We start from the raw sequence: 14736 nt of genomic DNA, 5'->3' as shown, positions 1-14736 counted from the left end.
TCCCGGAGCTGCCCGCGGCTAACCGCGGCCGCCAACGGGCACGTGACTGATTGCGCCGGTTACTCCGACGACCGGGTCCGCGATGCCACAGGAGTGGATTCAGGACCCGACGACGTTTCTCCGGCGCTCAGTGATCTACGCCAATTCTATCGTGGAAACCCATAAATCCTTGCAAATACGGGGGCAGCCGACAGCTGAATATGGCCATGGGAGACCACTGGCCCTATCTTCAATGGCCCTACGGTGGTCCCGACGGGGGCCTATACGACTCAGGGGCGTTGAAACGCCCTGCACGCCGTTTAGCCGTACGTGTCCCTCGGTCCTCGACCGTTAACGCTGCGTCCGCCTTTTCGCCAACTTGGAGCCGAAGGTCCCAGCACCTGAATGCTGGTGACCACCCCTTCGCCCAGTTCATTGCGGAACATCTCCAGAAGGCTGGTGCTCAGCAACCGCAGCTGGGTGGCCCAGGCCGTGGAGTCGCAACGAACGTGAAGGGTGGTGTCGGTAAAGCTCTCCGGCGTGCAGTGAGCGGAAATATCCGGGCCCACCAGCGTCTCCCACTCCGCCATGACGGAGCCAACGGCCACGGGCGACGTCCAACCGCGTTCGGCCACTAAGCGGCCTACGACTTTTCCCAAGCCCAAAGGATCCCGGCCACTGCCGTGGAATTGGGCAAAGCCCCTGGTATCCCGGAGCCCCTTACGTTTGGGAGCAGATCCCGGCCTCGGCGCACGCTGCCGTACTTCGCCGCGGGCAGCCGCGGCCTCCCGCATGCGGTTCAACGCCGCTTGGGCAGCATCAATTTCATCCGGTTCACGGCCGGGTTGAAGTCCCTCGCGGCTATCCTTCGCCATCGATGCCTCCCGGAACAACGGTTACGCGCCGTCCGGCCAGCTCCTCGGGGATATCGGCGTCGACGGCGGCGGTCACCAGTACTTGCTCCGCACCGGCGACTATTGCAGCCAGTTTACGCCGCCTCTGGACATCCAATTCAGCGAAAACATCGTCCAGGATGAGGATCGGAGCGGTGCCACCCGTACGGGCGTCGTCCAACATTACGTAGTAGGAAGCCAAGCGCAGCGAGAGGCACATGGACCACGTTTCACCGTGGGAGGCATAACCCTTTGCCGGTGCCTGTCCCAAAACGAGTTCCAGTTCATCCCGGTGCGGACCCACCAAAGAGATTCCCCGTTCGAGTTCCTTTTTCCTGGAAGCCGCGAACGCCTGGATGTAACGCTCCGTGAGTTCATCAACGGACAGCAGCCGGAGGTCATCAACCGACGCCGAAGGTTCCGTTCCGTGGTCGGCCGGACCGCCGTCGTCGTCAAGTACGCCTTGAATGGTTGAGCGGTACACGGCCCCGGCGTCCTTTGACCCGTCGGTGAGCTGCGCATATGCGTTGTTCAGGTGGGGACGTAATCGTTCCACAAGTTCAAGGCGGGCATGGAGTAGTTCTGCACCGGCACGGGCCATGTGCTGATCCCAGACATCCAAAGTTGCCTCATGCCCCGCCGTGAACTTGCCGGCCCGTGCGGATTTGAGCAAGGCATTGCGTTGCTTCAGAACCCGGTCGTAGTCGCTTCGGGTGGCAGCATGGCGCGGAACAAGACTCACCAGAAGCTCATCCAAAAAACGACGACGGTTCGAAGGATCTCCCTTGACCAAGGCCAAGTCCTCGGGTGCGAACAACACCGTTTGGCAGATTCCGAGAATATCCCTGGCGCGGACCGGGTTGCTCCGGTTGATGCGACCACGGTTGGCCCGGCCGGCATTGATCTCAAGCTCGATGACCGTCGACTGTTCTCCACGAACGAGTCTGGCCCGGATCATCGCGCGCTCGGTACCGAAACGGAGCAGGGGCGCATCTGTGCTCACACGGTGGGAGCTCAGCGTGGCCAAATACCCGATGGCTTCCATCAGGTTGGTCTTGCCGATTCCGTTGGAACCCACCAGGACCGTCACACCGGGGCCAAGCTTCAGGTCAACCTGTGCGTAGCTGCGGAAATCCGTCAGCGAAAGATGTTCGAGATACACGCCGTTTGCAGGACTCCTGCGGCCTAGTTGGCCGGACGGGTGGCGTGTCCACCGAACTGATGGCGCAGGGCCGAAACCATCTTCATGGCCGGTGAGTTGTCTTCACGCGATGCAAACCTGGCGAAAAGCGCAGCCGTGATCGCAGGCGCGGGCACTGCGTTGGCAATGGCTTCTTCCACGGTCCAACGGCCTTCGCCGGAATCTTCAACGTAATCGTCAATCGAGGCAAGACCCGGATCTTCGTCCAGTGCCTTGACCATGAGGTCCAGGAGCCAGGAACGAACAACCGTGCCCTTCTGCCAGGCACGGAATGTGCCGGGAAGGTCTTTCACGATGTCCTTGGCTGCGAGCAATTCGTAGCCTTCGGCATAAGCCTGCATCAGTCCGTACTCAATGCCGTTGTGGACCATCTTGGCGTAGTGGCCCGCGCCAACACCGCCAACATGGACAAAACTGTCAGCCCTTTCGCCTTCAGGACGGAGGGCATCGAAGATCGGCATTGCCAGCTCGATGTCTTCATCAGCACCGCCAGCCATCAGGCCGTAACCGTTCTGGAGTCCCCACACGCCGCCCGATACACCGCAATCGGCAAAGCGAATGCTCTTTTCAGTGAGGGCTGCTGCGTGCTTCTGGTCCTCGGTGAAACGGGAGTTGCCGCCATCGATCACCATGTCACCGGGGCTGAGCTTCTCACCAAGTTCGGTCACTACCGCATCTGTGATGGCGCCTGACGGTACCATGACCCACACAATTCGCGGAGTCGGCAAGGCGGCGATCAGCTCATCTACTGAAGCGACATCCGTGACGTCCGGGTTCCGGTCAAAACCTGTGACCTCGATGCCACCGTTCCGCATGCGTTCGCGCATGTTGAAACCCATTTTTCCAAGGCCGATCAGTCCGATGTGCACGGTGTGAACTCTTTTCTGCGAAGGTGGCGGGAGGCTGCCGGTTAGTTGGGGAGGCGGACCGGCATCACGAGGTAGCGGTAGTCGTCCTGGTCTTCGCCATCTGCTTCAGCCTGGGCAGTGATCATGGCCGGTTTCGGGGCGGTGGTGAAGGAGAAGCGGACGTACTTGGTTTCGATCACGCTCAAGCCCTCCACCAGGTAGTGCGGGTTGAAGGCCACGGTGATGTCCTCACCGGAAAGCTGGGCTTCCAACTCCTCGGAAGCCTGCGCATCCTCACCCGTACCGGCGTCGAGGTTCAACAGACCTTGGGTGAAGGCGAGCCGCACCGGAGTATTGCGTTCGGCAACAAGCGATACACGGCGAACCGCTTCAACCAGTTCCTGGGTCTGGACCGTTGCGTGGATCGGAGTTGAATCCGGGAAAAGCGAGCGGATCTTGGGGTAGTCGCCGTCCACCAGGAGCGATGTGGTGGTTCGTCCGCCACTTTCGAAACCAATGAGGCGGCTGTCGTCGTCGGCAAGGGCGAGGTTGATGTCGCCGCTGCCACCAAGCGTCTTGGCTACTTCGTTCAGGGTCTTGGACTTGACCAGGGCGCTGGTGGAAATCCCCGGTGTTACAGGCTTCCAAGGGACTTCGCGCATGGCCAAACGGTAGCGGTCCGTGGCCAGAAGCGTGATGAGGTCATCCTCAATCTCCATGCGGACGCCCGTAAGGATAGGCAAGGTGTCGTCCTTGCTCGCCGCGATGATCACCTGGGATACGGCCTGGGCAAAGGCGTCGCCAGGCAGGGTTCCACTGATGGCCGGCAGAGCAGGGAGGGCCGGGTACTCGGCCTCGGGCATGGTGGCCAGGTGGAAGCTGCTTCGGCGGCACGTGAGTGTCACTTTGCTTCCGTCGGTTTCAACTTCCACCGGAGCGGAGGGAAGGCTGCGGCAAATGTCTGCCAACAAACGCCCGGACACCAGGATGGTGCCTTCAACAGCGATATCTGCCGGGATTTCCAAGCGCGCCGATGTCTCGTAATCGAAGCTGGAGAGGCTGACGGTTCCTGCCTCGGCTTTGAGGAGAAGGCCGGAAAGCACTGGTACGGGCGGCCGCGGAGACAACGACCGCGCGGTCCACGTAACGGCTTCTGCCAGGACGTCGCGGTCGACTCTGAACTTCACGGAAGGGTGCCGCCTTTCATTGCTGCTGCCATGTAGTAGCTGCGGATTCCTGCTTGGAAGCCGCTAAATCTTCGCAGTCCGGCACCGGAACCTGCATGGTCCGCACTGAGCGAACTACAAACAGACCCAAGGATGGGAGCGCTGCTGACAGCTTAGCCGGAAGATCCGCGATTAACCCATCCCCGTCGGGCCGGCCCCCTCGTATGTGGATAGCCGCGGGCCGGCCTTGGCCGGGCTCGTGGCCTGCCATCTGCGGGTGGGGACGGGCGACGGGAAGAGATTGTTATTTGAGGGATTTCAATTTTTTGGGATTCGTAGTGTTAATAACTGCTGTGGAAACTGTGGATAACTCGATCTCGCCCCGCAGTTCCGCGGTTAAGCCCTGTTCACGGATTGTGTGTTAACTGGGTTTTAAACAGGGTGTGGATGGGGACAACTCCCAGGCCGGTTTTTAACGATCCACAGATGCCTTAAGGGTTTTAAGCCCATTAAGCGCGCTTGTCCCCTTAAGTATCCACAGGCTTATCCACATGTACCTGTTAATAAGGTATGTAGTGGCGGACGCGATGTGGATTTCAGGAGTCGCGCTGCTGTTGTTTGATCCGGTTTGTCAGCTCGGTCACCTGGTTGTAAATCACACGGCGCTCCGCCATCAGCTCGCGGATCTTGCGGTCCGCGTGGATGACCGTGGTGTGGTCGCGGCCCCCGAGCTCCTGGCCGATCTTCGGCAGGGACATATCCGTCAGCTCGCGGCACAGGTACATGGCGATCTGCCGGGCCGTTACCAAAGTGCGTGTGCGGGACTTGCTGCAGAGCTCTTCCATGCTGAGCTTGAAGTAGTCCGCCGTCTGATCCAGGATCTGCTTCGCCGTGATTTCCTGGGCACCGTCGTCGGTGATCAGGTCCTTCAGAACCATTTCCGCAAGAGCCACGTCCACCGGCTGCCGGTTGAGGCTCGCAAATGCCGTGACGCGGATCAGTGCGCCCTCGAGCTCCCGGATGTTGCTGGAGATCTTGGAAGCGATGTACTCCAGTGCGTCATCCGGCGCGGAAAGACCTTCGCTGAGGCCCTTTTTGCGGAGGATGGCGATGCGCGTCTCAAGTTCGGGCGGCTGGATGTCCGTCAGCAGGCCCCACTCGAAGCGGGACGTCATACGGTCCTCGAAGCCGGCCAACATCTTGGGCGGCTGATCGGAGGTGATGACCACCTGCTTGTTGGCGTTGTGCAGGGCGTTGAACGTGTGGAAGAACTCTTCCTGGGTCCGGTCCTTGCCCGCCAGGAACTGGATGTCATCGATCAGGAGCACGTCCACGTTGCGGTACGTGGTTTTGAAGCTGGTGCCTTCATCGTCGCGGATGGAGTTGATGAAGTCGTTGGTGAACTCTTCGGAGTTCACGTAGCGGACCCGGATCCCGCTGTAGAGCCGGCGGGCATAGTGACCAATCGCGTGGAGCAAGTGGGTCTTACCGAGACCCGAATCACCGTAGATGAACAGCGGGTTGTAGGCCTTCGCCGGCGCTTCCGCCACAGCCACTGCCGCAGCGTGTGCAAAGCGGTTGGAAGAACCGATCACGAAGGTATCGAAAATGTACTTCGGGTTCAGGCGCCCGAATTCATGCGAGGTACTCGGGGGTGTGGGCTGCGGCTTCGGCTCGGCGAAGTCGGAAACAGCAGAAAGCTCGACGACGGGTTCCGGCTCCGCGTGGACGGGAACCAGATCGGTGTCCACGTCGATCGCGCAGCGGATGTCGTCCGAGAAAACGTTGCGAAGGGCGTCATCCAAGGCATCTTTGACCTGCGTCTGGAGGACTTCGCGGGTGAGTTCATTCGGGACGGCCACCAGCAAGGTTGAACCGATAAGGCCCTGTGCTTGGGCGAGGATGACGAAACCGCGCTGACGGGGTGAGACCCGGTCGTCCTGTTCCATAAGGCTCAGCACCCTACGCCAGGAACTTCCGACAGTGTTGGCGTGGTTGGCTTCGTCTACTGTCATCAATCAGTTCCTAAATACTTGCTTGCCGGCGTTGCTGGCAGCCGAAGTCTCTCCGGCCGCGCTGTTCTGGGCAATAATCCACAGAGTTATACACAGCGGGTGGACATTGGGCTACTGAGCCACTCTAGGGGATGAAATCGCTAGAAGATAGCTGGGAAGTTGCCTGTGGATAATTACACCGTTGTGGTTCGTGAAAGCGGCCTGTGAGCCACTTCATCCACAGGCTGCCACCAGGAGTTTGGCACAGCTGTGGATAGCTTCGCGGCAGGCTCCCGGTTTGACTGTGGGTGCCTTTTTGCCCTAACGTTGTGAAGTCCTTTGTGTCCGCTTTTGAGATCAGTTGTAACTCCGTACGTTCACCGTGCGGGAGGCAACGGCGGCAGGCACATACAAAACTTAGCGTCGGCCAGTTCTTCCCCTTTTTTGATCGGGTGGGCGCACCTTTGATCCACTGGAGTAACTAACGTGAGCAAGCGGACTTTTCAGCCGAATAACCGCCGTCGGGCCAAGAAGCACGGCTTCCGCCTTCGTATGCGCACCCGTGCCGGCCGAGCCATCCTGGCTGCCCGTCGCGGCAAGGGCCGCGTCGAACTGTCGGCGTAAATAACTGACTTGTCGGTCAGGGTCTTTTTGCGGGTTCGACGGTGCTAGCCACCCCTAACCGTCTGCGGACGTCTACCGACTTTTCAACAACTGTACGTTCCGGCGTCCGCAATGGACGCCGGAACTTAGTGTTATATACGGCCCCTATAGGGGCTGGGGAGCCGAGTCGAATCGGCTTCATTGTCTCCAAAGCCGTCGGGAACGCCGTGACCAGGAACCTCGTTAAGAGGAGACTGAGAGAAGCAGGCGCCCTGTCCTTGCATACGCATGGAACGGGTCTGGCGGTAGTGGTCCGGGCGCTGCCCGCAGCTGCAACAGCCAGCTGGGAGCAGTTGCTCTCGGACTACAACGCCGCACTGGCAGTGACGACGAAGCGATTGAGTGGCTCAGGTCAACGCAACGCTTCGACTGAACACATCGGCACCACTACGGAAGGGACACCGCGTGCATGACATAAGCACCGCCGTCGTTCCTTCCTCAAGCGACCCCTCCGCGAAGGTTCCGCATCGGAGCCTTCCGGCGGCGGTAGGCATGTTCCTCTGGGAGCTGCCCCGCAACATCCTTATTCTTTTGCTGAAGACGTACCGCAAGGTCATCTCGCCCCTGTACGGCCAGGTTTGCCGTTTCTTTCCCTCCTGCTCCGCCTATGCGCTGGAAGCGGTAACGGTGCATGGCGCCGTGAAGGGTAGCTGGCTCGCAGCCAAAAGGCTCGCCAAATGCCACCCCTGGAATGCCGGTGGAGTGGACCATGTCCCCGCCGGCCATCGTCACTGGCCCGAAGGCCGGACGCCCACAATTGTTGTACTGAACAATCCGGACCAGTTCCTGGCTGTTCAGGCTGATGAAGAAGGCCGCTCTGCGGCCTAACGAATAGGGATATCGTATGGACTTCTTTGAAACAATCATGTTTCCGTTCAAGTGGCTGGTGTCAATCATCATGGTTGGCTTCCACGAGGGACTGAGCTTCATTGGCCTGCCCGCCGCTAACGGCTGGACGTGGACTCTTTCCATCATCGGCCTCGTGTTGGTGATCCGCGCTGCCCTGATTCCTGTCTTCGTCAAGCAGATCAAAGCCCAGCGCGGTATGCAGCTGCTGCAGCCTGACCTGAAGAAACTTCAGACCAAGTACAAGGGCAAAACCGACCAGCTGTCCCGCCAGGCCATGGCGCAGGAACAGATGGCGCTCTACAAGAAGCACGGCACCAACCCCTTCTCGGCATGTTTGCCGATGCTGATCCAGATGCCGTTCTTCTTCGCACTGTTCCAGGTGCTGTCCGGTATCACCGCGGCCCGCAACAGCGGCAAGGGCATCGGCGCAATGAGCGCCGACCAGGTTGTCCAGTTCGATGAATCCAGCATCTTTGGTGCCCCGCTGTCTGCTTCCCTGCTTCACGGTGGTGCCGGTGGCAACGAGGTTGCAGTCTGGATTCTCTCCATCGTGATGATCGTTGCCATGACGGCCTCGCAGTTCATCACGCAGAAGCAGATCATGGCCAAGAACATGTCCGAAGAGGCCATGGCCAGCCCGTTCATGCGCCAGCAGAAGATGATGCTTTACATCCTGCCGCTCGTGTTCGGCATCGGTGGCATCAACTTCCCCATCGGTGTCCTCATCTACTGGACCACCACCAACCTCTGGACCATGGGCCAGCAGTTCTTTGTCATCCGCCGTATGCCCACCCCGGGTTCCCCTGCCGCAAAGGCACTGGAGGAGCGCCGTGCCGCCAAGGGCCTCCCCCCGCTGCTGGGTGGCAAGAAGACTGCGGACGCAGCCGCTGAGGCCGAAGCCGCTGCTGCGGCAGCAGCCGAAATCCGGGCCCAGCGCGTCCAGCCACAACGTAAGAACAGGAAGAAGAAGTAATGTCTGCCGAGAGCACTGAAGAAGTTATCGCCCCTGTGACTGAAGACCAGGAAGAGACGCAGTCCAAGACGGCCAGCCGCTTGGAAGAAGAAGGCGACATCGCCGCCGACTACCTCGAAGAACTCCTTGATATTGCCGACATTGACGGTGACATCGACATTGAAGTCCGCAACGGACGCACGTACATCTCCATCGGTGCTGATGAAGAGTCTGCAGCGTTGGACAGCCTCGTAGGGCGCGATGGCGAAGTCCTCGAAGCATTGCAGGAACTGGCACGCCTCTCGGTTTTGTCCGCCACGGAGAGCCGTTCACGCCTCGTCCTGGACATCAACGGATACCGCAAGGAGCGTGCCGGCGTTCTTCAGAAGATCGCTGAGGATGCCGCGGCCAAGGTTAAGGCCGACGGCGGAACAGTGGCTTTGGAACCGATGAGCGCTTACGAGCGCAAGATCGTCCATGACGCTGTGGCTGACCTCGGATACGTCTCAGAGTCCGAAGGCGAAGGCGCAGGCCGCCACATCGTCGTTTCGGCCGACTAGCAGCTCATGGTTGACATCACCGCAGCTGAACTGGAAGCGGCAGAGAAGATTTTTGGGGAGCGCTTGGATCTTGCCAAGCGCTATGTGGAACATCTGGCTACCTCGGGTACCGAGCGCGGGCTCATAGGGCCGCGCGAGATTCCGCGTCTGTGGAGCCGCCACGTTTTGAACTGTGCAGTCATTGAGTCCGCCATCGCCATGGACAGCCACGTTGCCGACGTCGGATCCGGTGCCGGCCTCCCGGGCCTCTGCCTGGCTATTGCCCGACCCGACCTCGAGCTGACCTTGATTGAACCCTTGGAACGCCGTGTCATCTGGCTCCAAGAGGTTGTGGATGACCTTGGCTTGGATAATGTCACCATCATGAGGACGCGGGCTGAGCTCGCAGTGGGAATGGTGGACGCGGATGTTGTGACCGCCCGTGCCGTTTCTGCACTCTCGAATCTGGCTGGTCTCACCATCCCACTTCTGAATGGCCATGGCGAAGTAGTAGCCATCAAGGGACGCAGTGCCGCCGAAGAGATCGAGAAGGCAAAGAAGGTCATCCGCAAACTTGGTGGCGTGGACACATCAGTTGTGGTTTGCGGACAGGAGCTTTTGGAAGAACCCACCACCGTGGTGAGGATCATCGTCAACAAGCCCGGAAAGACGGCGTAGGTCCCGCTCGGTTTCCCGCGTGTCGGCGGCTGAGCGGTTAGGCTAGAGAACGGCAGCAAAGCGCCGAATGAGAGTGAGAGTGTGACCAGTGGGCAGTAGTGAAACCTCCACGCAGCGAATCCCCCCGTTTATGTCGTTGGGGTCGGCGCGGGCCATGGCTACACCCTCCGCATCTCTTCAGTCTGCGATCGTGCGCACTGATTCGGTTGATAATTCTGCCGTTTCACGTGAAACCGCCTCAGATGGAGTGCGCAACGTCATGGATTCCATCGATGATTCAAGCCCCATCGCCCGTCAACTGGCTAATGAGACCCGCAGGCGCGAACGGTTGATCGGCAGGGAACTGCCCAAGCCCGAAAAGACCCGCATCTTCACTGTCTCCAATCAAAAGGGCGGCGTTGGCAAGACCACCACTACGGTGAACATTGCTGCGGCCTTGGCGTCAGCCGGCCTCAACGTCTTGGTAATCGACATCGACCCCCAAGGCAACGCATCCACCGCCCTGGGTATCGAGCACCACGCAGACGTAGACAGTATTTACGACGTCCTCATTAACGATCTTCCGCTCAAGGACGTTGTGGCCCCGTGCCCTGACATTCCCAATCTCATCTGCGCACCGGCGACCATCCACTTGGCCGGCGCTGAGATTGAGCTCGTTTCGCTCGTCGCCCGCGAACAGCGACTCCGCCGCGCCATAGACGTTTACGCCAAGGAACGGGCAAACGACGGCGACGGTCGCCTGGACTATATCTTCATCGACTGCCCGCCCAGCCTTGGGTTGCTGACGGTCAACGCGTTCTGCGCCGCCAGTGAAGTCCTTATCCCCATCCAGTGCGAGTACTACGCACTGGAAGGGCTGAGCCAGCTCCTCAAGAACATTGAGATGATCCAAAAGCATCTCAATGCTGACTTGGTGGTCTCCACCATCCTTTTGACCATGTACGACGGCCGCACAAACTTGGCGGCACAGGTCGCCTCCGAGGTTCGCCAGCATTTCCCTGACCAGGTCCTGGGTGCTGTGGTACCCCGCTCGGTGCGTATCTCCGAGGCTCCCAGCTACCAGCAGACAGTCATGACGTACGATCCCTCTTCGAGCGGCGCGCTTTCCTACATGGAAGCCGCAGCCGAAATCGCGGAACGCTAGAATTCTTGAAACACTGCAACAGCTTGGGCCGATCCGTGCTCGGCTATTCCATCGGAGGGATGAATCAATGAGCGAAAAGCGAAGGGGCCTCGGCAGGGGTCTTGGGGCTCTCATTCCTAGCTCGGCTGCGGCCCAGGGGAATGGGGCTGCACCGTCTCGTCCCGTGGATCTGTTCTTTCCAGAGGCGAGGAAGACAGCGGAGACCACCGTCGAGACCTTGCTGGATGAGTCGAGTGCTGCCAATTCCAAACCGGCTACTGAAGAACCTTCAGCCGCAGCCTCAGCAGGTGGCGCCCGTGCTGCCAAGTCACCCTCGAAATCCGCGGCGACTAAGTCCTCCCCTGCTAAAACTGCTGCACCGCCGAAGACTGCGAGCAAAGTGGCCGGTTCCAAATCCGCTGCCGCGAAGACAGCCGCCAACGCGGCAGGTTCGACGACGTCTGCCGCCGCATCCGTCCCAGCGGCTCAGTCCGCTCCCGAGGTGGAGCTTGTAGAAGTTCCCGGGGCTCGGTTTGCCGAGATCCCGGTAGGCGACATCCATCCCAACCGCAAACAGCCACGTTCGGTCTTCGATGAAGACGACATGGCGGAGCTCGTGCACTCTGTGCGCGAAATCGGCGTCCTCCAGCCAATTGTTGTACGTACTTCAACCGAAAAGGGTGGAGAACCGTATGAGCTGGTGATGGGCGAACGTCGCTGGCGTGCAGTCCAGGCTGCTGGACTCGAGACAATCCCTGCGATTGTCCGCGACACTACGGACGACGACCTTCTCCGCGATGCCCTGCTGGAAAACCTCCACCGCAGCCAGCTGAATCCACTGGAAGAAGCAGCGGCCTACCAGCAACTTCTGGAAGACTTCGGAACCACACACGAGCAGCTGGCCGACCGGATTGGTCGCTCCCGTCCGCAGGTCTCCAACACGCTGCGTTTGCTCAAGCTTCCGCCGTTGGTTCAGCGCCGTGTAGCCGCCGGTGTCCTGTCCGCAGGGCATGCACGTGCTCTCCTCGCACTCCCGGACGCTGCCGCCATGGAGCGTATGGCGCAGAAGATCGTGGCTGAGGGAATGTCAGTCAGGGCCACAGAGGAGTCGGTTGCTCTCTACCAGGATCCCACCACGCCGGCTAAGAGCAGCATCCCCAAACCGAATGCAAGGCATGAACGCCTGGACTATCTGGCATCTTCGCTGTCGGACCGCTTGGACACCAACGTAAAGATCACTTTGGGTGCACGCAAGGGCCGAGTAAGTATCGAGTTTGCCAGCGTTGAGGATCTCAACCGAATTATGGATGTTCTCGGACCAGGCTCCGAGGACTAGATCCGCTTTTCAATTGAATGGGGTTCACACACAGTGTGGGCCCCATTTTTGTAGTTTCGCCTCTTCGAACGCAACTCGCCCTATTCTCCGGACCGCTGCAGTGGGCATGATGTTTCAAGTGAAACTGAGTTTGCGGCGATGTCGTGGGGCAGCGGGAGAACAACCTTGGTCAGGACATTGGGTGGACATTGGGACTAGGCGACGTACTTCCACTAATGGGACGCTTCTATTCTGATGCAGATGCCCATATGTTGCTCTTAGGAAGCTCGGGCAGGGATGCCAGTGAGCCCCACGCTTGTTAGACAACGGTGCACGGGCGTTCGCTCACATCCGCACTCCGGTGGGCCTATGCGACGGGGTACGTCTTCCAGGGCCGTGTCTTTGAGCTATGGGGAGGCTTGAGTCCCCCGTATGTGCGCCGTATGCCCAAGGAGAGGTGTGATGCCCACAGAACGTCCAAATGGCGACCTACTGGAGGCTGCGCTCTACTAAGGATGCACTGTCTCGGTACGTATGGCCGAGTTGAGCAGGAACCGCCGGTAAGTTCCGACAGTCGATAATCTGTGGCCCCTCTTCTGGTGAGACGCTATGACGAGTACGGCCAATGACGGAGCGCAGACGGACTTCGCTTTTTCGTCAGCTGGTTTCACGTGAAACATGCGGATCGCAGCTTCCTTAGGGCTCAGTGTGTAGCCCCGTGCTGTCGTGCCGTCGCGGCGTGGTGGAGTCTCAAGATGCCGATCTAAGGTTGATGAGGACCCTTTTCGAGGCCTTAGCGTGCAAATACACTGCTTTCGGGGTGTGCGTAAGCGACCTCCGCGCATCATCTTGGAGAATTCCCGTAGAGTGCGAGCTAGACTTCGCCCCGTTTGGTTCTAATAGGCGGTGGCCATTCAGGTGTGACGGTCATGGAAGCGAGTTCGGACCCACATCCGCAGGTTCCTATGGGAAGGCTTCTGTGAGGCTGCATCAACTACAAGAGACTAGAGGGTGCTCGTTGATCACTAAAGGTCCTGCAGATCGACACACCGCCGCGGCTGCCTTCGCCTTCGCGTGTGGTGACTCGGCCGATGGCTTAGGTAATGTTTCACGTGAAACAGGCCCTATGAATCTCTTCAGGATATTTCCGAGGAGGGGCGGGACCAAGCTCTAGCTGGTGTGGTGATTCGCAATGAATCGGTCCGGTGACTTCTGTTGCCGACAGACGTCGCAGTTGCCTTGGAAGGGAGCGCTGCCTGCGAGATGTGCTCACAGTTTCACGTGAAACACTCGCGCTCTCGTACGTCGCAAATCCTGGCCCGCGGCAGCATTCTCGCCCATTGAAGCCGCATATAGGCGTGGTTCGATGTGGCCTCCGTATGATTCTGACACGTCAGCGGCGACGGACTCGACCACACACTGCTCAATTGGCCTTGCACCTCACTGCTGGGAGCTGCGGCGAGTATGCACTTCGCAGGAATCTTGGCTTCTTGGATTCCACCTGCCCGGGCCGACAGCTCCCAGCAACCCATAGCTCCTTGCAGCCGTTAGCTCCCCCTGTGCACCTACACCGTGAGAATGCGTTGGCTGAAAGGCCTGGGTTCCATAACCGTGCTGAACGAAAGATACGGATCGGACGACGCTTTCCTACCCTGTAAGTTCCGGACATTCCTGATGAGGGACCCTCTGATGACAGGGCTGATGTTTGTGCGGCGGCGTCGTCGAGTGCATGGACGCTGGTCGTGAGGGAACTCGCCCGCTGTCGCTGGCCGCCAGTGCACCTTCGAGATCGACGCGCTTACCTGCGGCCTCCAGACGTTGTGGATGTACTTATGAGCACATGGCTCATGACTCATCGCCTGGCAGACCTCACCGGTCCCCCGGTGAACGTTTGAGGTGCCTTCCTTTAGCTCGCCTACAGAACGGCACATGTTGGAGTCCGACAGCGAGCACGATGCTGGGCCTGGGCCCTGAGAGGGATCGGGACTACTCGTTCATACGACCGATGGTTCGGACGTAGCCTTCCTTCTCCTGTCGGTGCACGGTCACTGATGGCAGGAGCGGTGCGCACAGGGCACCGTCGATAGTTGCCAGCCGCCGCTGCAGCGCACCGAAGTATCAGGAGCTGTGGCATAGGGCGGGCCTCAAGTGTTGGCGAAAAACATGCGCACTCTTGTCGGAGGCGGAGTGGAAGGTCTCGTCAAAGGATCCTGCGATGTCGTGAGAGGGCAGGCAAGAGGAGACACGTTGGACTGTAACCCTTACTTCGAACCCTGTGTCTACCAGGGCAAGGAGTCTCCCTGGAGATGCATGATGACTGAGGGTCAAGCCATTCCTTCTCGTGCGCTAGTCAATGGAGGGCTAGCGCAAGACCACCACGGGTCGGCATGGATCATGTTTGAAGGCCCGCTGATGGGTTGGATGCGCCCTGGGACATGAGGAGGAACTTCGTGGACCAACAGTGACGTCGCCCACGAATGCTCTGATGTTGGGGATCATGCTCTGAAGCTGAGCTCTCGGGATGGCCGGCGCCCAC

General features: G+C 59.6%; 12 protein-coding genes and 1 pseudogene. 8 read left to right on the top strand and 5 right to left on the bottom strand.

Annotated features, from left to right (window positions below; translation table 11 throughout):
* Positions 1 to 299: 299 nt before the first annotated feature.
* The 5 genes and pseudogenes from AR689_RS17705 to dnaA all read right to left on the bottom strand — a co-directional run bounded on the left by AR689_RS17705 (position 300) and on the right by dnaA (position 6102).
* Entirely contained in the window at positions 300 to 854 is a 555-nt protein-coding gene (locus AR689_RS17705; RefSeq protein ID WP_062072222.1) for a DciA family protein, read from the bottom strand.
* Positions 841 to 2034, bottom strand: a complete 1194-nt coding sequence (gene recF / locus AR689_RS17700) for a DNA replication/repair protein RecF (RefSeq protein WP_062072220.1) — start codon at positions 2032 to 2034, stop codon at positions 841 to 843. Before recF ends, AR689_RS17705 begins: the two co-directional genes overlap by 14 nt.
* 23 nt (positions 2035 to 2057) lie before the next feature.
* Positions 2058 to 2975: pseudogene (gnd, locus tag AR689_RS17695) on the bottom strand (phosphogluconate dehydrogenase (NAD(+)-dependent, decarboxylating)); the annotation flags it as partial.
* An 8-nt stretch (positions 2976 to 2983) separates the two neighbouring features.
* Positions 2984 to 4108: a DNA polymerase III subunit beta gene (gene dnaN / locus AR689_RS17690; RefSeq protein ID WP_062072216.1), complete on the bottom strand. Its 1125-nt coding sequence runs from the start codon at positions 4106 to 4108 to the stop codon at positions 2984 to 2986.
* A gap of 575 nt (positions 4109 to 4683) precedes the next feature.
* The gene (dnaA, locus tag AR689_RS17685) at positions 4684 to 6102 is read right to left on the bottom strand and encodes a chromosomal replication initiator protein DnaA (protein WP_024818846.1); all 1419 of its coding nucleotides are present in this window, start codon (positions 6100 to 6102) and stop codon (positions 4684 to 4686) included.
* Positions 6103 to 6567: 465 nt separating this feature from the next.
* Here dnaA and rpmH point away from each other — a divergent pair, with 465 nt between their 5' ends.
* The 8 genes from rpmH (at position 6568) to AR689_RS17650 (ending at position 12221) form a co-directional block, all read left to right on the top strand.
* On the top strand, positions 6568 to 6705 hold the full coding sequence (rpmH, locus tag AR689_RS22825) for a 50S ribosomal protein L34 (protein WP_011776797.1): 138 nt from the start codon (positions 6568 to 6570) through the stop codon (positions 6703 to 6705).
* A 41-nt stretch (positions 6706 to 6746) separates the two neighbouring features.
* Entirely contained in the window at positions 6747 to 7157 is a 411-nt protein-coding gene (rnpA, locus tag AR689_RS17680) for a ribonuclease P protein component (protein ID WP_062072214.1), read from the top strand.
* A gap of 79 nt (positions 7158 to 7236) precedes the next feature.
* Complete coding sequence (gene yidD, locus AR689_RS17675; RefSeq protein WP_208097097.1) at positions 7237 to 7572, top strand: membrane protein insertion efficiency factor YidD; 336 nt, start codon at positions 7237 to 7239, stop codon at positions 7570 to 7572.
* Positions 7573 to 7588: 16 nt separating this feature from the next.
* Entirely contained in the window at positions 7589 to 8566 is a 978-nt protein-coding gene (gene yidC / locus AR689_RS17670; RefSeq protein WP_062072211.1) for a membrane protein insertase YidC, read from the top strand.
* Positions 8566 to 9105 carry a Jag family protein gene (locus tag AR689_RS17665; RefSeq protein ID WP_062072209.1) on the top strand — a complete coding sequence of 180 codons (540 nt, stop codon included), beginning with the start codon at positions 8566 to 8568 and terminating at the stop codon, positions 9103 to 9105. Before yidC ends, AR689_RS17665 begins: the two co-directional genes overlap by 1 nt.
* 6 nt (positions 9106 to 9111) lie before the next feature.
* Complete coding sequence (gene rsmG, locus AR689_RS17660; RefSeq protein WP_062072207.1) at positions 9112 to 9762, top strand: 16S rRNA (guanine(527)-N(7))-methyltransferase RsmG; 651 nt, start codon at positions 9112 to 9114, stop codon at positions 9760 to 9762.
* An 88-nt stretch (positions 9763 to 9850) separates the two neighbouring features.
* Complete coding sequence (locus AR689_RS17655) at positions 9851 to 10906, top strand: ParA family protein (protein WP_231745579.1); 1056 nt, start codon at positions 9851 to 9853, stop codon at positions 10904 to 10906.
* Positions 10907 to 10973: 67 nt separating this feature from the next.
* Positions 10974 to 12221 (top strand): ParB/RepB/Spo0J family partition protein, encoded by a 1248-nt coding sequence (locus AR689_RS17650; RefSeq protein ID WP_062072205.1) that lies wholly within the window; start codon positions 10974 to 10976, stop codon positions 12219 to 12221.
* Positions 12222 to 14736: the final 2515 nt, after the last annotated feature.

This window comes from Arthrobacter sp. EpRS71 (assembly GCF_001512285.1).
Taxonomy (GTDB): Bacteria; Actinomycetota; Actinomycetes; order Actinomycetales; family Micrococcaceae; genus Arthrobacter.
The sequence above is the reverse complement of the archived record's forward strand: the minus strand, read 5'-3'. Positions and strand labels throughout refer to the sequence as shown.

Coding starts and splice junctions, on each gene's coding strand:
- AR689_RS17705 (WP_062072222.1), bottom strand. CDS start 854: ATGGCGAAGGATAGCCGCGAGGGACTTCAACCCGGCCGTGAACCGGAT.
- dnaA (WP_024818846.1), bottom strand. CDS start 6,102: ATGACAGTAGACGAAGCCAACCACGCCAACACTGTCGGAAGTTCCTGG.
- yidD (WP_208097097.1), top strand. CDS start 7,237: ATGTTCCTCTGGGAGCTGCCCCGCAACATCCTTATTCTTTTGCTGAAG.
- yidC (WP_062072211.1), top strand. CDS start 7,589: ATGGACTTCTTTGAAACAATCATGTTTCCGTTCAAGTGGCTGGTGTCA.
- AR689_RS17665 (WP_062072209.1), top strand. CDS start 8,566: ATGTCTGCCGAGAGCACTGAAGAAGTTATCGCCCCTGTGACTGAAGAC.
- rsmG (WP_062072207.1), top strand. CDS start 9,112: ATGGTTGACATCACCGCAGCTGAACTGGAAGCGGCAGAGAAGATTTTT.
- AR689_RS17650 (WP_062072205.1), top strand. CDS start 10,974: ATGAGCGAAAAGCGAAGGGGCCTCGGCAGGGGTCTTGGGGCTCTCATT.